The following is a 26,664-nucleotide window of genomic DNA, read 5'->3' as shown; positions in this document are numbered from 1 at the left end:
ATGAATAAAGGCTGGCGATTGACTAGTTGGCGACAAACTCAAAGCTCCCCCAATACCCGTTGCACTGGTTTAAAACTACGACGATGTTCAGCAATAGCACCATGCTTTTGCAGCAATTCTAGGTGTAAAGCAGTGGGATAACCTTTGTGCTTAGCAAATTGATATTCAGGGTGGCGCGCATCCAGCTCAAGCATTTCTTGGTCCCGAGCCACTTTAGCAATAATTGAAGCAGCGCTGATTTCAGCCACTAAACCATCACCTTTCACCACGGCTAGGCAAGGGACTAACAATTGGGGCTCGCGGTTACCATCAACTAAAACAAAATCGGGCGTAATAGCTAACGCCGCAACGGCGCGCGACATGGCCAACATGGTGGCATGCAAAATATTCAATTGGTCAATTTCAGCTGGGGAGGCTCGGCCAATCGCCCAAGCTTTGGCTTTGAGCTTGATTTCATCGGCGAGTAACAGACGCTTTTTCTCTGAAAGTTTTTTAGAATCATTTAAACCGATAATCGGCTGTGCAGGGTCAAGAATAACCGCTGCGGTCACCACATCGCCCACTAAGGGGCCACGCCCCACTTCATCAACACCAGCAAAACACTGATAGCCACTAGGATAAATAAACACTGACATAAGGATTCCTAAAATAAATGACTAAGCTAGCTGTTAATAACATCGACAATAGCTTGGGCGGCTTTTTGATCTGCATCGCAGCGAATTTGCTGATGTAACTGATTAAACCTAGCCAGTAGCTCACTATTGTCAGTATCGAATAAACGCGCAACTTCTTGAACGATGTTGTCGCTAGTGCACTGCTCTTGAACATACTCCTGCACCAACATCTTATCGGCTAGCAGGTTAGGCAGCGCCGCAAATTTGGCTTTAACAATCAGCTTGGCGATGCGGTAGGTCAGAGGTTTAAAGCGGTAAGCGACTACCATAGGTCGTTTTACCAACATAGCCTCTAACGTCGCCGTACCAGACGCTAATAACACAACATCGGCCGCGGTCATCACCGTGCGCGCCTGACCGTCTACCAATGTTAAATTTAGCTCTGGAGCGTGCTCGGCCAACAAGGCTTCAAATTGCTCGCGTCGTCGCTGATTAACCAAAGGCACCACAATTTGTAAGCCCGGATAGCGCTGAGTTAATTGCTTAGCCGCCGCCAAAAATACCGGCGTTAACAAACCCACTTCCGCATTTCTACTGCCCGGTAACATTGCCAAGACTTTGTTATTAGGGTCAAGGCCTAGTTGCTCAAGAGCTGGCTTTTGTGGATTAACTAAAGGAATTTGATCCGCCAACGTATGACCGACAAATTCACAAGGTACATCGAAGCGCTGATAAAAGGCTTTTTCAAAAGGCAGAAATACCAAAATTTTGTTACAGCCTTGCTTAATCTTAAATACTCTTTTTTGCTTCCAAGCCCACACCGAAGGACTAACATAATGCACTGTCTTAATCGCTTGCTGGTGCAGTTTTTGCTCTACTCCCAAATTAAAATCTGGAGCATCGATACCAATATAAATATCAGGTGGAGACTGCAAATAATGCTTAATTAAATGGCGACGAATTTTAAGGATACGCGGTAAACGTCCCAACACTTCAACCAAGCCCATCACCGATAACTCTTCCATATCATAGAGAGCTTCACAGCCTTGTTGCTGCATCAAAGGCCCTGCTATTCCAGAAAAGTGAGCATTGGGATAACGTTGCTTAAGGGCCGATATCAACCCAGCACCTAAAATATCACCGGAAACCTCTCCAGCAACGATGGCTATGTGTAATTTATCTTGATTTGTCATTAACTTAAAAGCACTTACCTGGGAAAAACACGCTACAGTACCACTGAAGCGCCGATTCAAAATAGTATCAACAAAGACTACTTGGCATATGCCCGCATGATAACACATGGAGAAATGTTTTATCTTCTCCCCTTAACTTAGTTCGTTAAGCTAAGACTAATCCTCAGTGTCCCTAAAAGACCTGTGTGAAATAAGCTAACCCACAAAAAAGCCCTAACTGAAAGTTAGGGCTTAAATAAAGGCACTGAGAGAGCTAAGCAACCTTAACGAACGATCCCGCGGCCGTTTTCTTTTAAGAAGTCAGCAAACACTTTTACTTCTGGGAACTGTTCAGCTGAAAGTTCAATTTGCTTTAACGCTTCTTCGAGGGTATTACCGCTTCTATAAAGGGTTTTATAAGCTTGGCGAATCGCTTTAATCGCGTCCTTACTAAAGCCGCGACGCAATAAGCCTTCAGTATTTACGGCAACAGGGCGAGCATAGTTACCTACCGCCATCACATAGGGAGGGACGTCTTTATTGACCGCCGCACAACCGCCAACAAAAGCGTAGGAGCCCACTTTGCCGAACTGGTGAATAGCCGCTTGCCCGCCAAAAATAACATTATCACCAATGGTAACGTGACCAGCTAAAGTAGCGTTATTAGCGAAGATACAACCATTACCCACGATACAGTCGTGTGCTACGTGGGCATTAATCATAAATAGGCAATTACTGCCAATTTTAGTCACGCTATTATCTTGAGTGGTCCCACGATGAATGGTGACACTCTCACGAATGGTATTGTTATCGCCAATTTCTAAGTAAGTTTCTTCGCCAGCATATTTCAAATCTTGGCAGTCTTCACCAACCGAAGCGAATTGAAAGATCCGGTTATTATTACCAATTTTGGAGTGACCTTTAATCACTACGTGCGAGGCAATTTGGCAGTTTTCACCAATTTCAACATCACCACTAATAATGGTGTATGCACCTACCGAAGTATTGGCACCAATTTTTACCTTGCCTTCAATAATCGCGCTAGGGTGAATCTTTGCTGAGCTATCAATCATAAGCTTCCCCACCTATTTAAAGGCTCTACGAGCACACATAATATCGGCACTACATACCACTTCGTCGTCGACTTTAGCTACACAACTAAATTTACCAATACCACGACGATCGCGTAACAACTCTACTTCAAGATGTAAAACATCTCCGGGACCAACGGGCTTTTTAAAGCGAGCATTATCAATACCAGCAAAGTAATACAGCTCATTGTCTGCTGGCTTAGAGGTCGATTTAAATGCCAAGATACCAGTACATTGGGCAAGAGCCTCTAAAATCAATACTCCCGGAAATACTGGCTGTTGTGGAAAATGCCCAGTAAAGCAAGGTTCATTCACCGTCACATTTTTTATCGCGTGAAGCGTTTTCCCTTCTTGGAAATCCAATACTCTGTCAACCAACAAAAATGGGTAACGATGTGGCAACAAGGCCATAATGTCTTGAATTTCTAAACGGTTAAGTTCTGTTGTCAAAATAGTTTCCTAGCTTTACTCTGCTTCAGGGCGCTGATGACGCTCTAAGCTAACAATTCGTTTATGCATCTCGTCTAACTGAGAAAGACGTGCCATTGATTTTCGCCATTGGCGATTGGCTTGGGTTGGCATACCCGATGAATAAGTACCAGGTTCGGTAATAGACTTAGTCACCATGGAATACCCGGTTATGGTTACTTGGTCACAAATATCAATATGACCGTTAATCCCCACACCACCACCAATTATACAATAACGGCCAATGTTAGTACTGCCGGCAATACCGGTTGTGCCAGCAATAGCCGTGCCGCTGCCAATGGTGACATTGTGAGCGATATGAACCTGATTATCGATTATCACATTTGAGTCAATGGTAGTGTTGTCCAAAGCGCCGCGGTCAATTGATACCGAGGCGCCAATTTCGACGCTATCGCCGATCACTACCGAGCCAAGTTGCGGGATCTTAATCCACTGCCCCTGTTGGTTGGCGTAACCAAAACCATCGCTACCAATCACCGTATTAGCTTGGATAAGACAATGCTCACCCAATTTAACCGAATGATAAATACTACAGTTAGGCCACAACTTAGTGTAACTACCTATACGGGCGTTTTTACCAATAAAACAACCAGCGCCAATTTGAACCCCATCGCCCAGCTTAACGCCACTTTCTATAACGGCATTTGCGCCAATAGAAACTTGCTCACCTAACTCGACAGTGGCATCGATCACGGCACTGGAATGAATGGCAGCAGCACAGGCTGGTGTGGTATCAAATAGCTGAGCTAGCTTGGCATAACTGACATAAGGGTCTTTACTGAGCAACACATTACCGCTGTAAGAAGCAGCATGTTGCTCGGTTAAGATTAGCGCACTGGCCTTACAGCTTTCTAACAACGGTAAATACTTAGCGTTGGTGATAAAACTAATGTCTTGCTCCCCAGCTTTTTCAAAGGGAGCAATTTTAGAGATTACTTGCTCGGCATCACCAACAAGGGTGAGGCCGAGTTGCTCAGCTATTTGGCCAAGGCTGAAGGTCATATTTACTTACTCTTACTAACTTGCTGAATAACTTGTTTAGTGATATCTAAAGAATCAGCGGCATAGGCCGTTGCATCTAGAGGCAATACTAAATCGTAGCCCTCAGATTTAGATACTTCAACAATGGCATTTTGTACCTTAACCATTAGTTTTTGTTGTTCTTCAGCACCACGGCGGCGTTGATCTTCTTCAAGATTCTTACGCTTAAGTTTGTACTCTGCTTGCATGGTTTCTAACTGACGAGTAATTTTGGTCACTTCTTGTTGACCTAATAACTCACCATCTTTTTCGCGTTTCTCGTAAAGACGTTGCATTTCAGATTCAAGACCACGAACTTCTTGAACTCGCACTTCAAACTCATCTTTCAAGGTTTTTTGCAGCGCATCACGTTGAGGTAGTTGTTGGAATACTTCAGCGATATTGATAACTGCAATCTTGGTTTCAGCTTGAGCGGCAAAGCTCGAGCTCATCATCGTAACTGCAAGAGCGACTGCGGCGATTAATTTTTTCAAAAGATTTACTCCTAAAATCAAAGTTTAAAAAGTTTGGCCAATATTAAATGAGAAGGACTCAGAACGGTCACCATCATATTTTTTTATTGGCTTGGCAAATGAGAATACCAAGGGTCCCATGGGTGAGAACCATTGAATAGACACACCTACCGATGCTCGAATTCGATCCGGTGATGAATAATCACCAAGTCGGTCACAATAGCTAATACATTGCATTTGACTAAATCTGTCATAATCAAATTCAGTATCCCATACCGTACCAAAATCAATAAAGGCGGTGGTGCGAACTTGACGAATATAGGCTTCATCAAGGAACGGCGTTGGGAAGATAATTTCCGCAGAGCCTACAGCAATGGCGTTACCACCAACCGAGTCATTGGAGGCGGTGACATAAGCACTACCACTATTGTCTACTAAATACAAAGCCCGAGGGCCTACGGTATTAGAGCGAAAACCACGCAGTGAAGAATACCCACCGCCATAAAAGTTTTCAAAAAACGGAAGTATTTGTTCATTACCTTCTAACTCTCCATAACCATTACCGTAACCCACTTTGCCGCGAACAGAGAAGGCCCAGTCATGGTTACTGGTTATCGGGAAGAAATGCCGAGTATCAAAACTCATTTTAAAATACTGAACGTCTGAGCCCGGTATGGTGATCTTGGTATCGAAGCGCTGCGACGAGCCAGCAGTTGGCATGGTACCGTTATTTAACGTGTTTCTAGACCAACCCAAAGTGGTATCTAGAGACTGGAAGGTTAACGACCCATCATCATTACGGTGAGGAGAATAAATATCCCAAAACTGTTGAATCTGCGCGTAAGCATTTAACTGGGAAATTTTGTTTTGCTCTAAACCTAAGCTAATACTTAAACGATTGTCTTCATTAACTGGAAAACCTAAGGTACCACGCAAACCGATGGTTTCGTTGTTATAGTCAACAATATCTGCTTTAGAGGCTTCAAAGTCGGTGTAATAGAAGCGCCCACCGAAACTCACCCCATCTTTAGTAAAGTAGGGGTTAGTAAAGTTAATATCAAAGTTCTTTGAATATTTGTTAGTACTAACGTTAATCCCAGCACGGTTACCCGAACCTAGGAAGTTATCTTGTTGTACACCAGCAGACAGACTGAGGCCAGACTCTGTACCGTAGCCTACGCCGGCATTAAATGAACCAGAAGGCTGTTCTTTCACCACGAAGTTAACATCGACCTGGTCATCGGTACCGGGCAATTTAACCGTTTCAACATCTACAGTTTCAAAATAACCTAAACGACTCAATCTCGCTCGCGATTGTTCAACCAAGCGACTAGACAACCAAGTACCTTCCATCTGGCGCATTTCGCGGCGAATCACTTCGTCTTTAGTAATGGTATTACCGCTGATATTAATACGGCGCACATAAACGCGACTACCAGGGTCAATATTGATGTTTAATACTACGGTTTTATCTTCATCGTTAATTACTGGGAACACATTAACTTGAGGGTAAGCATAGCCATAGCGGCCTAAAAACTTAGCGATAAGATCTTCAGTTTGAGTCACTGCAGAACCACTATAAGTATCGCCTGGTTGAATTGAAACGAGTCCTTTAAGCTCTTCGCTCTTATCTAATAAATTACCCGACAACTCGACTTTTTCGATGTTGTATACTTCCCCTTCATCCACGTTAATGGTGATATAAATACCTTTTTTGTCCGGGGTTAAAGCAACTTGAGTGGAGTCGATATTAAAACGAATATAGCCTCGGTCATAATAAAAACTATTTATAATTTCTAAATCACCAGCCAGTTTTTGCTTTTGATACTTTTGATCGGCCAGCACATTCCACCAAGGAGCGCTGTCACTTAAACTCATTCGCTTGATCAATTCACCAGAAGAAAACTTTTCATTACCAATGATATTAATCTGTTCAATCTCAGCCGATAAACCTTCTTGGAAAGTGAACTTTAAATCAACTCGGTTACGAGGAAGTGGAGTAACAATAGAGCTAACCCTAGCGCTATACTTACCCACGCTGTAATAAAAATCCTCGAGGCTCTTTTCAATATTCCGTAGATTCGTTTTATCTAAAGGCTCACCGACCTTAATACCAGATGAACGCAGCGACTCTTCTAACTGCTCCGTCTTAATATCGTCGTTACCGGAGAATTCAATATTACTCACAGTGGGTCTTTCAAGAACCTTGAACACCAATCCATTACCATCGCGATAAACTTTAATGTCTTCAAAATTACCACTACGGTACAAGCGCTTTATACTGTCACTAATTTCGGCGGCATCAACTTCATCACCGACTCTTAGAGGAATTTGTAATAAAGCGGCCCCCAGAGAAACCCTTTGTAAACCTTCAATGCGAATATCTGCTACGGTAAAAGCTGAATCCGATTCAGCAAAACTAGCGCCGCTTACGCAGGCTACAAAAAGTCCAACAACCAACTGCTTTTTGAACATAAGAAAAAAGAACGTCCTATTTAATTGTTATAAGCGCATAAAATCATTAAAAATGGCTAAGCTCATTAGAGCCATCACCAATACTGCACCAATCCTAAATCCTATTTCTTGTACGCGTTCTGAAACAGGTTTGCCAGTAATGCCTTCTATAGCGAAGAAGACTAAGTGTCCGCCATCTAATACTGGCAACGGAAACAAGTTTATAATGCCTAAGTTAATACTGACTAAGGCAACAAAGCCCAAAAAATATACTAAGCCATAGTCGGCCGTTGCTCCGGCTCCCTTAGCTATGGATATTGGACCGCTAAGATTATCTAATGAAACCACCCCTGTCACCAATTTACCGATCATTGAGACCGTCAATTTGCTTAAATGCCAAGTTCGTTCCAATGATTTACCAACAGCGTCGAATAAACCGTAATGTAAATTGACTTGGTACTCTGCTGGGTAAGGTTCAACTTCAGGAGCAAGCCCCACATATCCAGTTGATTTACCTTGGTATTCCCGAGTTTCTGGACGCAAGTCCAATTGCAGCGACTGACCTTGACGCAGCAAGCTAAGTTGAATTACTTGTTCAGGCCTAGCTTGAACGTAACTAACAAAATCCTGCCAAGAGGCCAGCTCGTTACCATCTAAGGCTATTAACTGATCGCCAACTTGCACACCGGCTCTTTCTGCTGGCTTACCATCAACAACTTGGGCAACCGTAGTCAAAATGTCAGGGCTGTAAGCCTGTAAGCCAAGACTTAAAATGGGATTTTGCTGTTCGCTATCGAGCTGCCAGTTACGGATATCAAGCAGCTTGTTGCTTAATTGTTGAGTCTTAAGGTCTTTAACTTGCACATCCAGAGCTTGGTTGCCCAAGTGACTTACCAAGGCCAAATTAACCGCTTCCCAGTCAAGCGTGCGTTGCTCGTCAATGCGCACAATCTCTTGACCCGCACGCAGGCCGGCTTGCTCTGCGATACTGCCTTCAACTACACCACCTAACACCGGTTTTACCGAAGGGACACCAATAATAAACATCAGCCAAAAAGCAAAAATAGCCAAAATAAAATTGGCTAAAGGCCCCGCTGCCACGACCGCACTTCGCTGTGCCAAACTCTTATTATTGAACGCTTGAGAACGTAACTCCGCAGGTACCGGAGCCACTCTCTCATCTAACATTTTTACGTAACCGCCTAAAGGAATTAGAGCAACCACATACTCCGTTCCATCAGCCGCTGTTCTGCGCCATAAGGCCTTACCAAAACCGATAGAAAAACGCTCTACTTTAACCCCACATCGCCGAGCCACCCAAAAGTGACCGAACTCATGAACAGTAACTAAAATGCCAAGAGCGATAATAAAAAATGAGGTATTCCAAATCAGATCATTCATCCACAGATCCTCTTAACTACTGCGCTAGCTTGAACTCGAGCTCTTTGGTCGACCTCGAGCAATACCGAAAGTTCAGTTTCCGAGCCAAGATAATCCAGCCCATCTAAACAAGCGGCGACAACTTGAGCAATTTGAGTAAACTTTATTCGTCCGGCAAGAAAAGCCGCCACGGCGATTTCATTAGCCGCATTTAAACAGGTTGTGGCGGTTTGGCTATCATAACAGGCATCAATGGCTAGCTTAAGACAAGGGTAGCGGGAAAAATCAGGGGGATAAAACTCAATTCACCGAGACTAAAAAAGTCCAGCGGCTCTACCCCAGACGTAATTCTTTGCGGATAAGCCATAACATGAGCAATCGGCGTAGCCATATCTGGTTGCCCCATCTGCGCCAGCACCGACCCGTCACAATACTGTACCATTGAGTGAATAATTGACTGCGGGTGAATAATCACCTCAATTTGTTTTGGCTGAGTATTAAATAAGCGTTTCGCCTCAATATACTCCAGCCCCTTATTCATCATGGTGGCAGAATCAACCGAAATCTTTTGTCCCATAGACCAATTAGGGTGAGCGCATGCCTCTGCGGGGCTTACCACAGGTAAAGCATCAATAGAATGATAACGAAACGGCCCGCCTGAACCCGTCAACAGTATTTTGCTAACTCCCGCTTGTTGCAAATCACAATGCCCAAGAGCCTGCTGTATTGCTTGCGGCATACATTGAAAAATAGCGTTGTGTTCACTATCAACCGGTAAAATTTGTGCACCGCTGCGAGCGGCAGCATCCATGAAGATGGCCCCACTCATCACCAACGCTTCTTTGTTAGCCAGCAATACCGTTTTACCCGCTTCAACAGCTGCCAAAGTAGGTAGCAACCCCGCGGCTCCAACAATAGCCGCCATCACCAAGTCTACAGCTTCGGCTTTGGCTAACTCAGCAATCGCTTGTTCTCCAGCAAGAACTTCGGTGCTTAATTGCTCGTTGCGCAAAGCATCCATTAAGGCCATATTACTGGCAGGGTCGGCCATTACAGCATATTGCGGTGAAAACTCTCGACAAATATCCAGCATGGCTGCGACGTTACGAGCTCCCGTGACACCATATAAATCATAAGCTTCAGGATTATTGCGTAATACTTTTAAGGTACTGGCGCCAATCGAACCTGTAGCGCCAAGTATAAGCACTTGCCTACTCATAATGCTTTACATCCAATGAAGGTAGAAAAAAGCAAATACAGGCATAGCAGCAGTCAGACTATCAATACGGTCCAACAAGCCACCGTGACCGGGTAACAGAGTACCGCTATCCTTAATTCCGGCTTGTCGCTTAAACATACTTTCAACTAAATCCCCGACTACTGAGGCTAAAACAGTAAATACGCTGGCAACGATAAGCACCCACTCTTTACCTAGAGCAATAGGCATAAACAAGAAAGCACCAACAGTCACTAAGGCGGCCACACAAAAGCCCCCAAGCAAACCTTCGATAGTTTTTTTCGGGCTGACATTTTTCGCCAACTTATGCCGCCCAAAACGTCTACCCGCAAAATAAGCACCACTATCAGCAGCCCATACTAACAGCAGTACATAGAGCACCCAGGCCCCGCCAACACTAGGATGGTCAGGGTCAATAGCACGTAAGAAAATTAATGACCAAAAAAATGGCAGTAATACCACCAGGCCAACAATCAGTTTAAACAAGCTACTGTTATGCCAAAAGCGAGCAGCATTGGGATAAGTCGCTAACAAGTAAATACTGCCGCCCCATGCACATGCAGCTATACCAACAACTACGCTAAATACCGCTGAGCTGGCCAGTCCTTGCAATGGCATTAACCAGAAACTAAGACCAAAACTAAGCGCAAATACCAACAAAAAACCAACCCGCTTAGAATTAAGCTCGGAAACAACCCGAGCCCACTCCCGAGCGGCCAGCACTAGGACTAAAGCTAAAGCCAGGGCTAAGCCTGGCAGAGGCAGCATGAAAATAGCCGCGAGGGCCAAAGGTGCCAGTATAAGGGCAGTTAACACTCTTTGCTTAAGCAAAATGGTCCTCATTCTGTTGATTATTATTTAATAAAGCTTGTACCTGTTCACCGGTACAGCCAAAACGACGCTCGCGGCTAACAAATGCCGCAATGGCTTTGCCAAAAGCATCATCGTCAAAATCTGGCCACAGCACATCGCTAAAATAGAACTCTGCATACGCTGTTTGCCACAATAAAAAATTACTGATTCGATGATCGCCACCGGTGCGGATCAACAAATCGACATCTCCTACAGTATTCTCTTCCATTAACGTCGAAATATCTTGCTCAGTAATCTGTTGCTCATCAAGCGCTCCCGACTTAACTTGGCGACACAGCTGTTGGCATGCATTAAGCATATCCCATCGACCGCCGTAGTTAGCAGCGATATTCAGCACTAAACCGGTATTGTCTGCGGTTTCTTGTTGAGCGACGGCAATGCGTTGCTGTAGTTTCTCACTAAAACGAGAAGTATCTCCAATAATTCGCAGTTGTACATTATTGTTTTTTAGTTTTTTCACTTCACGTTGCAAAACTGTCAAAAACAAATTCATTAAGCTTGACACTTCTTCTTCAGGACGGCGCCAATTTTCACTACTAAAAGCAAATAAAGTTAACGATTGAATTCCAACTTGGGTGGCAAAGCTTACTGCTCTTCTTACTGACTTAACCCCAGCTTGATGGCCAAACATCCGCAATTTACCGCGTTGCTGAGCCCAACGCCCATTACCATCCATAATAATGGCAACGTGTTTAGGCATCGCTTCTTTAACAGCCGCTTGCTGTGCTTCGGGTAAGGTCATATTCACTACTCGTACTTACAAAAAAAAACCGTGTAACAAGACACGGCTATTCTTAAACATATTCTTTGCTTAAACTTCAAGCAACTCAGCTTCTTTAGCGGCTAAAGCCTCATCAACTTGCTTTACAGCTGCATCAGTGATTTTTTGAATATCATCCTGCGCGCGACGTTCGTCATCTTCGCCGATTTCTTTTTCTTTAAGCAACTCTTTTACGTCACCGTTGGCATCACGACGAATATTGCGGATAGCCACACGCGCTTGCTCAGCTTCTGCACGAACAATCTTAATTAGATCACGACGACGCTCTTCGGTTAGCATCGGTAAAGGAATGCGAATAAGAGTACCAGCAGAAGACGGATTTAAGCCTAGATCAGAGCTCATAATCGCCTTTTCAACAGCACTAATTAAACTAGCATCAAAAACGGTAACCGTTAAGGTTCTAGAATCTTCTGTAGAGACATTACCCACTTGTTTTAAAGGGGTATCAACACCGTAATACGGTACCATAATCCCGTCTAATAAACTGGTGTGAGCACGTCCAGTACGAACTTTTGACATTTGAGTTTTTAAAGACTCAATGCTTTTGCCCATGCGTATTTGAGCATCTTGTTTGATTTCGTTTATCACGATAACTATCCCTACTCTGTTTCTGTTTTATTCGATAAATGATGAATAGTAGTGCCTTCATCCACGCCCATTACTACATTTTTTAGGCTACCCGGTTTGTTCATGTTAAATACACGAATAGGCAGGCTATGGTCACGAGCCAAGGTGAAGGCCGCTAAATCCATCACTTTTAATTCTTTTTCTAATACTTCTTGATAATCAAGCTCACGGTATAATGTGGCAGCTGGATCTTTTACTGGGTCAGCGGTATATACGCCGTCTACTTTAGTGCCTTTTAATACCGCTTCGGCTTCAATCTCAATACCGCGTAAACAAGCGGCTGAATCAGTTGTAAAAAACGGATTCCCAGTACCAGCGGAGAAGATAACCACTTTACCAGCTTTTAAGTTGCTAATGGCATCAGCCCAATTATAAGAATCACATACGCCATTCAATTCAATTGCCGACATCAAACGCGCGTTAACAAAATTTCGATGCAGCGCATCACGCATAGCCAAACCGTTCATTACGGTCGCTAACATCCCCATGTGGTCGCCCACTACGCGATTCATACCTGCTTTAGCTAGGCCCTCACCACGAAACAAGTTACCACCACCAATAACTAAGCCAACTTGGATCCCTAGTTCTACCAACTCTTTAATTTCTAGAGCCATGCGGTCTAATACTTTAGGGTCAATACCAAAACCTTCGTCACCCATGAGGGCTTCACCTGAAAGTTTTAAAAGAATGCGACGATATGCAGGTTTAGGATTGGTGCTCATAGCAATGATGTTCTCTCAATAGTAAGAATTCAAGAAGGTTGCGGCATGATACCGCAACCTTTATAACAACTAAAATTACTTTTTAGCTGCAGCGATTTGTGCGGCTACTTCAGCAGCAAAATCTTCTTCTTTTTTCTCGATACCTTCACCCACTTCTAGGCGAATGAATCCAGCAACTGAAGCGCCTTTCTCTTTTAGCATAGCGCCTACAGTTTTCTTCGGCTCCATGATGAAAGGTTGACCAGTCAATGAGATCTCACCGGTGAATTTCTTCATACGGCCAGTCACCATTTTCTCAGCGATTTCAGCAGGCTTGCCTTCGTTCATAGCGATTTCGATCTGTAGTTTTTTCTCTTTTTCTACAACGTCAGCTGGTACGTCTTCAGGAGATAAAAACTCAGGCTTAGAGGCCGCTACGTGCATTGCTACATGCTTAAGTGTTTCAGCATCAGCGTCACCAGTTACGGCAACACCAATACGCTCACCGTGACGGTAAGATGCAATAGAAGCACCATCTAAGTATTCAACGCGACGAATAGAGATATTTTCACCAATTTTAGCAACTAGTTGAACACGCTCTTCTTCGAAGTTGGCTTTCAAAGTTTCGATGTCAGTTTTTTCAGCAGCGGCAGCTTCTGCAACTTTATTGGCAAATGCAGTAAAGCTTGCATCTTTAGCAACGAAGTCAGTTTGACAGTTAACTTCTAATAGGGCTGCAAAACCAGCACCTTCTTTGATGATAATTGCGCCTTCAGCAGCGATATTACCAGCTTTCTTAGCCGCTTTAGCAGCACCGCTTTTACGCATGTTTTCAATCGCCAACTCGATGTCACCATCAGTTTCAGTCAACGCTTTTTTACAATCCATCATGCCTGCGCCAGTACGTTCGCGCAGTTCTTTCACTAGGGCAGCAGTAATTGCCATTTGTTTGATCCTCGACTATTTATCGGATAAAACTCAGGGGACAAGCTTGTCCCCTGCTAATCATCAAGCTTCTCAGTATAGTGCAAAGGCACTAATTACTCAGCCGCTTCCTCTACGAAACCATCTTCTTCAGCTTGTACAACGATGTCGTCTTGACGACCTTCGATAACTGTATCAGCAGCTGCGCCTAGGTACAATTTGATTGCACGGATAGCATCGTCATTACCAGGAATGATGTAATCAACACCGTCTGGTGAAGAGTTAGTATCAACTACAGAAACAACAGGAATACCTAGGTTGTTTGCTTCGCGAATCGCGATGTGCTCGTGTTCAGCGTCAATAACAAACAATACGTCTGGTAGACCGCCCATGTTTTTGATACCGCCAAGGCTTTTCTCAAGCTTTTCCATTTCACGAGTACGCATAAGCGCTTCTTTCTTGGTTAGCTTGTCAAAAGTACCGTCTTGGCTTTGAGCTTCAAGATCTTTTAGACGCTTGATAGATTGACGAACTGTTTTCCAGTTAGTCAACATACCACCCAACCAGCGGTGGTTAACGTAGAATTGATCAGAACGAAGTGCTTCAGCTTTAACTGTGTCACCCGCAGCACGCTTAGTACCAACAAATAAAACTTTACCTTTCTTAGATGCAACTTTCTTAAGAACAGCCATTGCATCATTGAACATTGGTACAGTTTTTTCTAAGTTAATGATATGAACTTTATTACGAGCGCCAAAAATGAAAGGCTTCATTTTTGGGTTCCAGTAACGAGTTTGGTGACCGAAGTGTACGCCTGCTTGAAGCATATCGCGCATTGAAACGTTTGCCATTATAATTTCCTCAATTGGGGTTAGGCCTCCACACATCCCATTTTACCGACCAAATCAGTGATTCAGCACCCCGGAAAACGTGTCGATGTGTGTGTGTGTTTAAAATAAAGATATTTAGTTTACATAGGTATCAACAGCGTTCTAAAAACCCAGTAATAACCTACGGCGCGCTTTATACCACAAATAGCTTAAATGTTAAAGAAAAGCCTCGCTATTTCGTTAATTTTTCTAGCTACTACAACTCACCTCTGGCTTACGGTAAACTAGCGGCAAAACCACGGTAAGCACTCAACTATTTTAAACTCATGAGCATAGTAATAAAAACCCCAGAACAAATTGAAAAAATGCGCATTGCAGGCCGTTTGGCCGCTGATGTATTAGAAATGATCGCACCGTTTGTAAAAGTGGGGGTCAGCACTGAAGAGTTAGATAAACGTTGTCACGATTACATCGTTGAACAACAAGGTGCCATTCCGGCCCCACTAAACTACCATGGCTTTCCTAAATCCATTTGTACTTCAGTCAACGATGTAGTCTGTCACGGCATTCCTTCACCAACCCATATTCTTCAGGACGGTGATGTATTGAATATTGATATTACCGTTATCAAAGATGGTTATCATGGTGATACCTCTAAAATGTTCCTCTTAGGTAACACCAGCCCAGCCGACAAACTACTATGCAGAGTAACTCAACAAGCACTGTATCAAGGTATTAAAGCAGTGAAACCCGGGAATAAAGTGTCTGATATTGGCAATGCCATTCAGAAGTATCTCAAAAAAGGCAATTACCGTTACGGTATCGTCGATAACTTCTGTGGTCACGGCATCGGTGAAGGTTTCCATGAAGAGCCACAAATTATGCATTACCGCAATAGTGACCACACGGTATTAAAACCTGGCATGTGCTTTACTATTGAGCCAATGATCAACCAGGGTAAAAAGGGTAATTGGGTCGACGATAAGGACGGTTGGACAGCTCGAACCAATGACGGAAAAAACTCTGCCCAATGGGAACATACCTTGCTTGTTACCGATGACGGCGTTGAAGTTTTAACCTTACGCAACGAAGAAGATTTTCCACGTATTATCAAGAATTAATTCGCAAGGTTGTAGAGGTTTAGTCATGGAAACGACAGTAGCAGCGCCGCCTGTGCCTTGCATTAGTGATATATCGGTAAGTTGTTGCAAGCAATATCTCGATCAACTGCAGCAATATCTTGCCGAGCAGTTTGATTTAGGGGTGCATGTTGTAGAACTAGTGCAATTACGCTCACAACAAATGGATCGCCTTTTAACCGAGCTATGGCAACATTTTGGTTTAGCCGAGCAGGATGAGCTATCACTGCTTGCCGTGGGTGGTTATGGTCGCGGAGAACTACATCCACGCTCAGATATCGATATTCTCATTCTCAGCCAGCAGCAAGTTGCCCCGGCGGTAGCAGAAAAAATATCGGCTTTTATCACCTTGTTATGGGATATCCGCTTAGATGTAGGTCAGAGCGTGCGCACGCTAGACGAATGCCTAGAACTTGGCTTACAAGATATCACCATTGCCACCAACCTACAGGAATGCCGATTAATCTATGGCGACAAACAACTTTATAAAAAGCTGTGCCTCGCCGTTTGCGCCGATAGTTTCTGGCCTAGTGAAGCATTCTTTCGCGCCAAAAAGGAAGAGCAATTAGCTCGCCACCGCCAATACAAAGGTAACGCCTACTCACTTGAACCCGACATTAAAGCCAACCCTGGTGGGTTGCGTGATATACAAACTGTATGCTGGGTAGCGGGCCGCCATTTCGGCAGCAGTGATTTAGAAGAGCTGACTAAACAAAACTTCTTAACCCTTGCTGAGTGTCGTGAACTGCAAGACTGCCGCGATTTTTTGTGGCGAGTTCGTTTTGCTCTGCACATTCATCTAACCAAAAGCGATGATAGGCTATTATTTGATCGCCAACTCGCAGTGGCACAGTCTCTGGGTTATAGCGGAGAGCATAATGCGCCAGTCGAACGCTTAATGAAGCACTTTTTCCAAACGGTTCGTCGTATATCCGAACTCAACGAAATGCTGTTGCAGTTATTTGATGAAGCCATTCTAGGTAATACCGCCATGGATGTGCGAACCGTTGACGAGCACTTCATGCTGCGTGGAAACCTAATAGACACCAACAATGCCCAGCTGTTTTTAGAACAGCCGGAACAAATTTTGGTGATGTTTCTACATATTGCCGAAAACCCCAAGATCACTGGTATCTATTCGGCTACGCTACGTCAATTGCGCGAAGCCCGTCGTCGACTCACTCACTGGCTGCAAGATCTTCCCGAATGTCGCCGCCACTTCAAACGGCTCATTCAGCATCCTAATGTAACAGGCTTACCCCTTACCTTGATGCATCGTTATGGGGTTCTTTCAACTTACTTTCCGGCATGGAGTCGCATTGTTGGGCAAATGCAATTTGATTTATTCCACGCCTTTACAGTGGATGAGCACACCCATCGTCTAATCACTAAAATCCACTCTTTTAACTTTAAAGAAACCGAAGAAACCCACCCGCTTTGTTGCCAGGTCTATCCTCGCTTAGAACGTCCCGACTTATTAACCTTAGCCGCCGTGTTCCATGACATAGCGAAAGGACGCAAAGGCGACCACTCAACCTTAGGCGCAGTGGATGCTGAAGAGTTTTGTCTCGCTCACGGTTTTAGTAGCCCTTCGGCTCGTACCGTTGCTTGGTTGGTAAAACACCACTTATTGATGTCGGTAACAGCACAACGCCGCGATATTTACGACCCGGAAGTCATCACCAAGTTTGCGAAAACGGTTCGCGACCAACGTCACTTAGACATGTTGTTATGTTTAACCGTGGCCGACATTTGCGCGACTAACGACGATACTTGGAATAGCTGGAAGCGAACCCTAATTAGCGAACTTTACCATGCCACACAAAAAGCCCTGCGCCGTGGCTTGGAAACTCCCGTTGATGTGCGTGGCATGATCCGCGATAAACAGAAAAAGGCGATTGAGCGGCTCGAATTAAAAGGTTACTCGGAAGAGCAAATTCGTGGTTTATGGCAGCGTTTTAGAGCCGATTACTTCTTACGCCACACTCCCCAGCAAATCGCTTGGCACAGTGACAACCTATGGGGCCATAGTGAAGACCAACCACTGGTATTAGTGAGCCGTAGAGCGACTCGTGGCGGTACTGAAATATTTGTACATTGCCGGGATATTCCCCACCTCTTCGCTTCCGTGGCAGCCGAGCTCGATCAAAAGAACCTTAATATTCATGATGCGCAAATCATGTCCAGTCGCGACGGCTTTGTGCTCGATACCTTTGTGGTACTCGATCATGAAGGAGAGCCATTATCGCCAGAACGCGGCGTGTTACTTCAGCAAACACTGGCCACAAAACTGCATGTGGCTGCGCCAATTGATATTAAGCAGCGGCGCATTCCTAGACAAGTACAGCAATTTTCTATTAAACCCAGAGTCTCGTTCCTACCAACTAAAGGTAAACGCACCTTGATCGAGGTAGTCGCGTTGGATAAACCGGGATTATTGGCTAGAATAAGCGCCGTATTTCAGTCGTTCAACTATGCAATTCATGCCGCTAAAGTCACCACTATTGGCGAAAAAGCTGAAGATTTCTTTAGCATTAGTAATTGCGAACGCGAAAAGCTAAGCCCAGAACAAAAGCAACAGCTTAAACAGATTTTGGAACAAGCTCTCAAACAATAATATTCTGCAAGCTCAACTACTATTTGGAGACGAACATGTCAAAAGACTTTTTTAGTTACGCCGTTGGTGTGGGAAGTAAAAACGCAAATGGCCAATGGCTAGAAGTTTTTTACCCTGCCCCAGTATTAAACCCCACTGCAGCACAGGTTAGTGCGCTAACTAAAGGTTTAAATTACAACAACGCTAAACAAGACATAGAGTTAGACGACCAAGCGCTAAGCAGCTTAATCGAAAACGCGGAAGCCCTAGGTCTAAGCGAGCAAGTGAACGCTTACAAAGCCCTATTGGGAAGCAAACAGCCTCGAGTTTTATGTTTGCTCAATGAAGATAGTGCAGCAGCCTCTACTCCAGAAGCTTATCTTAAATTGCACTTACTATCTCATCGTTTAGTTAAACCCCATGGCACAGACTTAACTGGCATTTTTGCGGTACTGCCTAATGTAGCTTGGACCAACCAAGGTGCTATTGATTTAGCAGAGTTACCTGCTCGTCAATTAGAAGCGCGCGCTAAAGGCGAGTTGCTACAAGTCACCTCCGTTGACAAATTTCCTAAAATGGCTGATTACGTGGTACCAAGCGGCGTACGCATCGCTGCTACCTCTCGCGTACGTTTAGGTGCTTATCTTGGCGAAGGTACCACGGTAATGCATGAAGGCTTCTGTAATTTCAATGCTGGAACAGCTGGCACAAGTATGGTTGAAGGCCGTATTTCTGCAGGCGTATTCGTGGGCAAAGGCTCTGATCTTGGCGGTGGCTGTTCAACTATGGGCACACTTTCTGGTGGTGGCAATATGGTTATATCAGTAGGTGAAGAGTCACTGATTGGCGCCAATGCTGGAACAGGTATCCCCTTAGGAGACCGCTGCACCATTGAATCTGGCTTATATATTACCGCCGGTACCAAAGTGATTTTAATCGATGAAAACAAACAACAAGCAGGCACAATTAAAGCACGTGAATTAGCGGGTAAATCAGACCTATTATTCCGTCGCAACAGTATTAGCGGTGCAATCGAATGTTTAACTAATAAAACGGCGATTGCCTTAAACGAAGAGTTACACGCTCACAACTAAGCGCCACAACCCAAGTAGTGCCAACTACTTGGGTTTATCCCCACCCTACCGAACACTAAAAACTTTCCCAGTTCACACCGCTTCTATTTTTTCTGCGCTATGCTGCTAGTTACAGGCTCTGTAAATTAACAGAGGTCTCTGTTTCCAGCATAAAAACGAAGACTCACGATAGAGGGAAATCCATGTACAAAAACCTAAAAAGCATTGGCATCAACAATCCAAATGATATTGAACGTTACAGTCTTCGCCAAGAAGCTCACTCCGATACTTTAAAAATTTACTTTCACAAAGAAAAGGGCGACTTTCTCACTCGCAGTGTGAAGTTTAAGTACCCGCGGCAAAAGAAAACCGTACTGGTTGATGGCGGCCGAGGCACCTACAAAGATACCACCGAAATTAATACGAACTTACGTTTCATCGTCGAAGAACTAGATCAAATAACTCGTAGAGAGCAGCAAGAAAAAGATACCAAACAGCAAATATTGTCAGAGCTAAAACATCTAGAAAAAGTGGTGGCAAATAAAATTGCGGAAATTGAAACAAAGCTAGAACGCTTATAAAAACTGTAATAGAAAAGGAGGCTAAGCCTCCTTTTCTATTTAGAACAACAAACCATGGTTATAGTGTTTTTAAGTACACTTCCATATCGGTTTTTAAGTTGTCAGATTTAGTACCGAAGATAGCTTGAACACCTTGACCTGCAACAACAACACCCGCAGCACCTAGGCCTTTAAGCTTAGCTTGGTCAACTGATTCTACCGCTTTAACTTGAATACGTAAGCGGGTAATACAAGCATCAAGGCTAACGATGTTGTCTTTGCCACCAAACGCTTCAACTAAGTTTTTAGACATTTCATCTTCAGAAACAACGGCACCCGCAACTGCTTCTTCATCTTCACGACCAGGTGTTTTAAGGTCAAGCTTAGCAATAACAACACGGAATACAGTGTAGTAAATAGCGGCATAAGCCAAACCAATTACTGGGAACAACCACATTTTTTGAGCGTTGCTTGACAGTACAATGAAGTCAATCAAACCGTGCGAGAATGAAGTACCGTGCACCATACCTAAAGTATTAGTAATGACGAATGCCAAACCTGCTAATAGAGCGTGAATAACATATAGAACAGGTGCTACGAACAAGAACGCAAATTCAATGGGTTCAGTAATACCGGTTAAGAATGAAGTTAGAGCAGCAGAGATCATGATGCCGCCAACTTTAGCGCGATTCTCTGGCTTAGCAGAATGCCAAATAGCGATAGCAGCAGCTGGAAGGCCGTACATTTTAAACATGTAACCACCAGCTAGTTGACCAAAGCCAGAAGTGCTAGCTGCACGAGAAGCTTCATCAGCTGAAAGGTAACAGGTTAACACGCCATTTAATTGCTCACCGCTAGCACTTACACAAGAACCCGCTTCGAAGAAGAATGGTACGTTCCATACGTGGTGTAAACCGAATGGAATTAACGAACGCTCAACCACGCCGTAAATACCAAACGCTAGAGTTGGGTTTTGTTCAGCCGCCCAGTGAGAGAAAGTAGCAATACCGTTTCCGATAGGTGGCCAGATGATAGCTAACAAAACACCTAAGAAAATGGTTAAGAAACCAGTAATAATTGGCACACTTCGCTTACCAGCAAAGAAGCCAAGATAGGCTGGTAACTGAATACGGAAGAAGCGGTTAAAAGTCCAACCGGCTACACCACCGGCCAAAATACCGCCAAGTACACCTGTATCAATCTTATCAACGCCCATAACACCAGCCATAACGCCTAGTGTTGCAGTCATAATGCCATAACCAACGATAGCAGCTAATGCCGCTACACCATCGTTATTAGTAAAGCCGAGTGCTACACCAACAGCGAATAGTAGAGCCATTTGGCCGAACACCGAACCACCGGCATTTTCCATTAACGCTGAAATAATGCTAGGCATCCAGCTGAAGTCGGCCGCACCGACACCAAGCAAGATACCCGCAACCGGCAGCACTGATACGGGTAGCATCAGTGCTTTACCTACCTTTTGCGCTTGCGCGAACAAATTTTTAAACATAGTAAGCTCCTAGTGGGCTGATTGTGTACTAAATAAAGCCTTAATCACTTTCCTGTAAAAGGCCAATACTGAAACGACATAAATATAAATAATTTGAACTGCCGCTAAATTCGTTACCTAACGATTTATGGCGCTTAGTGTAGGCTGCTCGCTGCAATAAAAATGCGAGTTAGCACAAGTTAAACCGCTCTTTTTGTAACACTTTGTAACAAGCAATAACAAAATAGATAAAAACACTTTTTTACGTAACTAAGCCACATCATTAGAGCAAGTTTTAACCTACTCACAACAATCTGTTTCCTTACGCCAGAAAAGATTAAAAAACCATCATTAAAATGAAACTCAAAATTTAACTTTAAAAAACTAACAAATTTCAGACCATGGTATCGCTTTCACGAATTACTGTGACTGCGCTCACGAGACAAAATGAAAATCTACTGGCACAATGTTATCGACATAATGTTCCGTTGTAATCACAAATCACAGAATAGGATGCTTATCCATGTCAATGATTGGAACTTAATATAAATATACATAAGGTTTATGTAATTAAATTAAAAACACTTGCTATTGCTAGCACAGCTATCTCTTCTCAAGCGATGGCGGCAAGCCCAGAGTTTCACGGCTACATGCGCTCTGGTATCGGTGCAACAGGATCAGGTGGAGAACAAGCATGCTTCCAGGCTAACGGCTCTCCTTATAAACACCACTTAGGTAATGAGAGTGAAACTTATGCTGAAATAGCGCTTTCTGCTCCCTTATATGAAGAAGGCGATAAAGCTATGGCTGTTCATACCTTATTAGCTCACTCTGTAGACCAGCGTAATGATTGGGAAAAAAGCCCTTCATCCTCCGTGAAATGTATGTTTCAGGGCAAAACATGGTGCAGTCACTAAAAGCTTCAAATATCTGGGCTGGTATGCGCTTTTAGCAACGCCGTGATGTTCACCAAATTGACTACTACTAGTTAGCTAACGCTGGCGCAGGCGCTGGTATTGAAAACATCGATGTAGGCTTTGCCAAACTATTGGCGGCTTGGGTACGCAATACTTCTGAAGCTCTATATGATGCCAACGTCGCTGGTTCCGCTGGGATGATGGCTGACTTCTCCGGTAACAACATTGACTTACGTTTAGATGAAATTCGCACTAACAATAACGGTGAGCTAAGTTTGGTCGCCATTTACGGCACCTATTCTGAAGCGGCCGAGCAAGATTTCATTGTAGATAATCAAAAAGACAGCGGTCTGTTCTTTATTGCTGAGCATACTCAAGGTAACTTCTTCGGCGGCTTCAACAAGCTATCATTTAGCTACGCAACGGACGCAATGGCAGGTATTGGCGCTAATGGTCAACTTCGCGGTTTTGCTTATCAAGAAAACAACTCAGAACAACTTAAGGCCAATGATTACCTTGCTGAAAGCAACCACGGCACTTGGTATCGCATTATGGACTTTGGTTCAGTTAACTTAGGCGAGTCAGCAGCACTAAGCTATGTAATTAACTACGATAACGATGATAACAAAGGTTCTAGCTTGTTCACCGTGGGTGTTCGCCCGCAATACAACTGGAACAACAACCTCTCTACTATTTTAGATCTTGGTTACGACATGGTTGAATATCAAGATGCCGCAAAAGCCAATGGTGACCAAGATAACAAGTTGGCCAAAGTCACCTTGGCTAAACAGTGGCACGCTGGTCCAAATGTATTTGCTCGCCCAGTTATTCGCGCCTTTGCCCACTTACGCAAAGTCTGACAAATACATCTCTAGTGACTCTAGCTCTCAAGATGAAGAGACCTTCGGTTTCCAAGCAGAAGCTTGGTGGTAAGCTCAAAATTGATTTAATCAATCCCAATAAGGATTGACACATTGAAAACTGAAACGCCTGATGGATTGCATCAGGCGTTTTTTCTATTGTTATTACCCTGCACACCTTAGTTAAAGCACTGCGACAAAGTGCTATTCGCCAATACCACCACTAGCTATTCCTCCCTCCCCAGCAAAAGCTAACTTTGCATCTGCTTTATAAGTTTGATTTAGATTGCTCAAAGCCACACAAAGCCACAAATGAAAGCGAGCGGTAAAGCCATTGCTAAAGACGATGACTAAACATTGATATACAAAAATTTCAAATCAACTGCGCTAACCATAATGAGGAAGGTCGTAATGGTTCGGCCAACAGCAATCTCAGATTTAAAATAGAAAAAAGCCAGCTTTTGCTGGCTTAATCAGAAGTATCATTCAAGAAACTACTTATTCTTAACGGCTTCGATAAAGGCGCCTCTAGCGGTACGAGAACCTGCATATTCGGCTTCTTCAACCAACTTAAGCGCTTTTTCTACCTCGCCTTGCTTAACCATTTCAGCAATAAGCTTATTGTAAAAGCTTTCAGTTTCTTCAAGCATAGGCTTTTTCAAGCTACGATTACCTACTGGTGCAACTAAGGTTGGGCTAGATGCCTGCGCAGCCTGTGACGGTTGGACTTCTTCAACAATAGCTAAGCTTGGATCGGCGTTGGAGCTACCAAACCATGCCTCATCAGAAAAAAAACCTTTCGATAAATCAGGATTTAATGTCACATTAACTAAACCAAAAGCGGAATGAGGAATTAAGGGATCAGGAATCCCGGGATCAGCTTTCGCTTGCGCTTTTGCGCGTGAACGTTCGGGGTGGACAATTTGAGTGCTTTTTGAACGCGCCTCGTCGGTGGTATAGATCAGCATATAAGCATCTCGAGCTCGACCTTCTCGCTGTTCTGTATTGATACGAAAAGCCGCCGATAATTTATTACCAGAAAAACCTTTCAATTCATGGTACTGAAACGAACTTGCAGGAACTACGCGATTGACTTCAAAGCTATCACTCAATAAAGCTACAGTTGGCGCGAATACTGTTTCACCAATAACACTCTCTATCCTTACAGGAATATCGGTATTTAATGCGGGCAATTTATAAGCTAATACGAAACTTTTACCCGACTTAAATGTGAAAGCTTGATGCCGAGCATCTAATTCCTCTTCCGCATCATAATTATAAGAGATGGACTTATAAGATAACTGAGCAAGTTGCTCACAACATATGGGTGCGCTTTGCAAACTGGCTGCAGCTTCACTAGGCTCAACAAACAGATCTCGAGTATCACTAGACAGACTTAACATATCTCCAGAACTACAACCACCGAGCCCTAACAAGGAGGCAACAAAAACTACGGCTATTTTGTTTCGCACGTTATTCTCCGTAAAATCAAATAAAAAGACCCCCAAAATAATTCATTTTGAGGGCCTTGACTAGCAACAAATTTAGTTAACTAAATTTGTATGGCTTACCACCATGCTTCAACTTGAGCGCCGAACATAGTTTCAGATTTGTCAAATACGCCTGTGCCGTATCCACCCCACTCAGGGTTTTCTGTACCAGCTGCGCCATCCCACCACTGGTTGTCTTTGTCAGAACCGAAGAAATGAGTTGCAAAAATACGGATTTCAGGACGTGCCCAGAAACCGCCTTTTTCTTTGAGTGGAGACCAAGCTTGAGCAATTGTAACTTTCTTCAGGTCAGTTGATTCTGGCTCCCAAGGATCTTCTTGGTTGTAGTAGCCAAACTCAACTTGAGTGCTCATGGTATCATTCCACTTGAAGCGTGGACGAACGGTTGCACCAAAGCGCTTACCTTTCTCATCTGAACCAGGATTATCTAGTTGAGAATAAAATACAGAGTAACCCAAATCGAAGCTACGACCGAAGCTAGCAACACCATGGTCGATGATACGCCATGATTTACGACCTAACTGAGCATCACCACCGTTGTTATAGTTACCAATGTTGTATGAGTCACCTAGGTGGTTGTTCATGCCGTAACCAGACCAAGCGAAGCCTTCAGTATTGTACTGGGCAACTAACTTGTTAAAGCCACCACTAAAACCTAGAGCCCATTCAATAGTACCACTAAAGCCAGTTTTGTCATTGTATTGGCCGTCAGTAGCGCCTTCTTCTTGCGCGTCGCTAAGGTTTGCTTTACCTAGCATCGCAATAAAGTCTAAAGAGCCAAGACCAACATCAACACCTTTCCAACGTAAGTCAAGAATTGGAGTAGATGCCATGTTTTGTCTCATGTCTGCACCGCCAGACACATCATGCCATTTAGTATGACGCACAGCTACAGCTACTTGACCTAAGCCAACGTTGATATTGTCTACACCCACACCATAACCAGAACCATTTACATAGTACCAGTCATTGATGTGAACGTCTTTACGGCCGTAGTAACGGTTACCAGCCCAAAGCTCCATACCGCTAGACATAATATATTTCGCGTAGGCTTCACGGAAAGATAAGCGTTGACCTGACCATGGAGAACCAGCGGTCTCAGCACCAGCTTCAGGAGCTTCACCAGTTACACCTTGGAAAGAGTTACCACGAGTATCACGTGTTCCGGCAAAGCCGAACTCTTCATATGTACCATAAGCTACTAAAGTGTGAATAGAGAATTTTTCACCGGTAGGACGCTCTACCACGTTTTGGCTAAACGACAACTCAGCGTAAGTATCACATTCGTTACCTAAACGACCCACAACGTGAGCATCTGGACCACCGTTACCATAACAGAACTGTGAACCACCATCAGCATTCATACCAAAACCGGCACGGAAGTAACCGTTGAAATCAAGAGCGAAAGCGCTTGATGAAATTGTTGCTGCAGTGATTGCAACAGCAAGTGTTTTCAGTTTCATAATCCTTTCCTTTTCCATTAGAACTATTTAAGTCCCTTACCTTTTAAGTAAGAGCCAGCGGTGCATTTGTATGAGTGCTTATATCCGCTAACTGGGGTGGATTATAGGGAGCTGAACCCCATGCAACTTTGAACTAGCTCACAGATCAGTTTTTATGAAAATTGCTTGAAAACAAAGCTTTTACCAACAAAAACAAGGCTTAGATCACAGCCATGCCATACTTCAAAAGCCGCCTTGAAAATGCTTTCAATCACAAAGAAAACCCTTTCAGTAGGTAAATTACCAAAAAACCAGTAAAAACCAGCTAAAATTAACGATTCGACGATAAAAAAAGTAATAAATTTACAGAGACTTGAAAAGGCTTTCATGGTTCCATTTCAATGTTCA

22 protein-coding genes and 2 pseudogenes are annotated in these 26,664 nt (G+C 43.8%); 6 read left to right on the top strand and 18 right to left on the bottom strand.

Annotated elements, in window-relative coordinates; translation table 11 throughout:
• Positions 1 to 38: 38 nt before the first annotated feature.
• The 15 genes and pseudogenes from rnhB to rpsB all read right to left on the bottom strand — a co-directional run bounded on the left by rnhB (position 39) and on the right by rpsB (position 14,687).
• On the bottom strand, positions 39 to 635 hold the full coding sequence (gene rnhB / locus AR383_RS21080; RefSeq protein ID WP_055734918.1) for a ribonuclease HII: 597 nt from the start codon (positions 633 to 635) through the stop codon (positions 39 to 41).
• Positions 636 to 661: 26 nt separating this feature from the next.
• Positions 662 to 1,807: a lipid-A-disaccharide synthase gene (gene lpxB / locus AR383_RS21075; RefSeq protein WP_055735114.1), complete on the bottom strand. Its 1,146-nt coding sequence runs from the start codon at positions 1,805 to 1,807 to the stop codon at positions 662 to 664.
• A 263-nt stretch (positions 1,808 to 2,070) separates the two neighbouring features.
• Positions 2,071 to 2,859 (bottom strand): acyl-ACP--UDP-N-acetylglucosamine O-acyltransferase, encoded by a 789-nt coding sequence (gene lpxA / locus AR383_RS21070; protein ID WP_055734917.1) that lies wholly within the window; start codon positions 2,857 to 2,859, stop codon positions 2,071 to 2,073.
• Between the two features lie 12 nt (positions 2,860 to 2,871).
• Positions 2,872 to 3,327 carry a 3-hydroxyacyl-ACP dehydratase FabZ gene (gene fabZ / locus AR383_RS21065; RefSeq protein WP_055734916.1) on the bottom strand — a complete coding sequence of 152 codons (456 nt, stop codon included), beginning with the start codon at positions 3,325 to 3,327 and terminating at the stop codon, positions 2,872 to 2,874.
• 15 nt (positions 3,328 to 3,342) lie between these two features.
• Complete coding sequence (gene lpxD / locus AR383_RS21060; protein ID WP_055734915.1) at positions 3,343 to 4,368, bottom strand: UDP-3-O-(3-hydroxymyristoyl)glucosamine N-acyltransferase; 1,026 nt, start codon at positions 4,366 to 4,368, stop codon at positions 3,343 to 3,345.
• Positions 4,369 to 4,370: 2 nt separating this feature from the next.
• Entirely contained in the window at positions 4,371 to 4,880 is a 510-nt protein-coding gene (locus AR383_RS21055) for an OmpH/Skp family outer membrane protein (protein ID WP_055734914.1), read from the bottom strand.
• 24 nt (positions 4,881 to 4,904) lie between these two features.
• Positions 4,905 to 7,334 (bottom strand): outer membrane protein assembly factor BamA, encoded by a 2,430-nt coding sequence (bamA, locus tag AR383_RS21050; protein WP_055734913.1) that lies wholly within the window; start codon positions 7,332 to 7,334, stop codon positions 4,905 to 4,907.
• 27 nt (positions 7,335 to 7,361) lie between these two features.
• Positions 7,362 to 8,714, bottom strand: a complete 1,353-nt coding sequence (gene rseP / locus AR383_RS21045) for a sigma E protease regulator RseP (protein ID WP_055734912.1) — start codon at positions 8,712 to 8,714, stop codon at positions 7,362 to 7,364.
• Positions 8,711 to 9,912: pseudogene (gene ispC / locus AR383_RS21040) on the bottom strand (1-deoxy-D-xylulose-5-phosphate reductoisomerase). Before ispC ends, rseP begins: the two are co-directional and overlap by 4 nt.
• 6 nt (positions 9,913 to 9,918) lie before the next feature.
• Complete coding sequence (locus AR383_RS21035; RefSeq protein ID WP_055734911.1) at positions 9,919 to 10,761, bottom strand: phosphatidate cytidylyltransferase; 843 nt, start codon at positions 10,759 to 10,761, stop codon at positions 9,919 to 9,921.
• A complete protein-coding gene (locus tag AR383_RS21030) occupies positions 10,754 to 11,545 on the bottom strand; it encodes a polyprenyl diphosphate synthase (protein ID WP_055734910.1) in 792 nt (263 codons plus the stop codon). The genes AR383_RS21035 and AR383_RS21030 overlap by 8 nt, the downstream gene beginning before the upstream one ends.
• Before the next feature lie 69 nt (positions 11,546 to 11,614).
• Positions 11,615 to 12,172, bottom strand: coding sequence for a ribosome recycling factor (gene frr, locus AR383_RS21025; RefSeq protein ID WP_055734909.1), 558 nt, complete (start codon positions 12,170 to 12,172; stop codon positions 11,615 to 11,617).
• An 11-nt stretch (positions 12,173 to 12,183) separates the two neighbouring features.
• Positions 12,184 to 12,933 (bottom strand): UMP kinase, encoded by a 750-nt coding sequence (gene pyrH / locus AR383_RS21020; RefSeq protein ID WP_055734908.1) that lies wholly within the window; start codon positions 12,931 to 12,933, stop codon positions 12,184 to 12,186.
• 75 nt (positions 12,934 to 13,008) lie between these two features.
• Positions 13,009 to 13,857 (bottom strand): translation elongation factor Ts, encoded by an 849-nt coding sequence (tsf, locus tag AR383_RS21015; protein WP_055734907.1) that lies wholly within the window; start codon positions 13,855 to 13,857, stop codon positions 13,009 to 13,011.
• Between the two features lie 95 nt (positions 13,858 to 13,952).
• Entirely contained in the window at positions 13,953 to 14,687 is a 735-nt protein-coding gene (gene rpsB / locus AR383_RS21010; RefSeq protein ID WP_055734906.1) for a 30S ribosomal protein S2, read from the bottom strand.
• Positions 14,688 to 14,992: 305 nt separating this feature from the next.
• Here rpsB and map point away from each other — a divergent pair, with 305 nt between their 5' ends.
• The 4 genes from map to AR383_RS20990 all read left to right on the top strand — a co-directional run bounded on the left by map (position 14,993) and on the right by AR383_RS20990 (position 20,055).
• On the top strand, positions 14,993 to 15,787 hold the full coding sequence (gene map, locus AR383_RS21005) for a type I methionyl aminopeptidase (RefSeq protein WP_055734905.1): 795 nt from the start codon (positions 14,993 to 14,995) through the stop codon (positions 15,785 to 15,787).
• 25 nt (positions 15,788 to 15,812) lie between these two features.
• Positions 15,813 to 18,422 (top strand): bifunctional uridylyltransferase/uridylyl-removing protein GlnD, encoded by a 2,610-nt coding sequence (gene glnD, locus AR383_RS21000; RefSeq protein ID WP_055734904.1) that lies wholly within the window; start codon positions 15,813 to 15,815, stop codon positions 18,420 to 18,422.
• A 35-nt stretch (positions 18,423 to 18,457) separates the two neighbouring features.
• Complete coding sequence (gene dapD, locus AR383_RS20995) at positions 18,458 to 19,495, top strand: 2,3,4,5-tetrahydropyridine-2,6-dicarboxylate N-succinyltransferase (RefSeq protein WP_055734903.1); 1,038 nt, start codon at positions 18,458 to 18,460, stop codon at positions 19,493 to 19,495.
• Between the two features lie 182 nt (positions 19,496 to 19,677).
• Complete coding sequence (locus tag AR383_RS20990) at positions 19,678 to 20,055, top strand: DUF3461 family protein (RefSeq protein ID WP_055734902.1); 378 nt, start codon at positions 19,678 to 19,680, stop codon at positions 20,053 to 20,055.
• Positions 20,056 to 20,113: 58 nt separating this feature from the next.
• Here the strand turns inward: AR383_RS20990 and ptsG are convergent, their stop codons facing one another.
• Positions 20,114 to 21,547 carry a PTS glucose transporter subunit IIBC gene (gene ptsG / locus AR383_RS20985; RefSeq protein ID WP_055734901.1) on the bottom strand — a complete coding sequence of 478 codons (1,434 nt, stop codon included), beginning with the start codon at positions 21,545 to 21,547 and terminating at the stop codon, positions 20,114 to 20,116.
• Between the two features lie 512 nt (positions 21,548 to 22,059).
• Between ptsG and AR383_RS22415 the strand changes: the two genes are divergently transcribed.
• Positions 22,060 to 22,443, top strand: coding sequence for a carbohydrate porin (locus AR383_RS22415; RefSeq protein WP_055734900.1), 384 nt, complete (start codon positions 22,060 to 22,062; stop codon positions 22,441 to 22,443).
• Between the two features lie 89 nt (positions 22,444 to 22,532).
• Positions 22,533 to 23,303: pseudogene (locus AR383_RS22410) on the top strand (carbohydrate porin); the annotation flags it as partial.
• A 494-nt stretch (positions 23,304 to 23,797) separates the two neighbouring features.
• On the opposite strand, the gene AR383_RS20970 reads toward AR383_RS22410, so the two are convergent.
• Positions 23,798 to 24,811 carry a MalM family protein gene (locus AR383_RS20970; protein ID WP_157051811.1) on the bottom strand — a complete coding sequence of 338 codons (1,014 nt, stop codon included), beginning with the start codon at positions 24,809 to 24,811 and terminating at the stop codon, positions 23,798 to 23,800.
• Between the two features lie 59 nt (positions 24,812 to 24,870).
• A complete protein-coding gene (locus tag AR383_RS20965; protein ID WP_055734897.1) occupies positions 24,871 to 26,277 on the bottom strand; it encodes a maltoporin in 1,407 nt (468 codons plus the stop codon).
• Positions 26,278 to 26,664: the final 387 nt, after the last annotated feature.

The organism is Agarivorans gilvus (genome assembly GCF_001420915.1).
GTDB classification, from domain to species: domain Bacteria; phylum Pseudomonadota; class Gammaproteobacteria; order Enterobacterales; family Celerinatantimonadaceae; genus Agarivorans; species Agarivorans gilvus.
The sequence above is the reverse complement of the archived record's forward strand: the minus strand, read 5'-3'. Positions and strand labels throughout refer to the sequence as shown.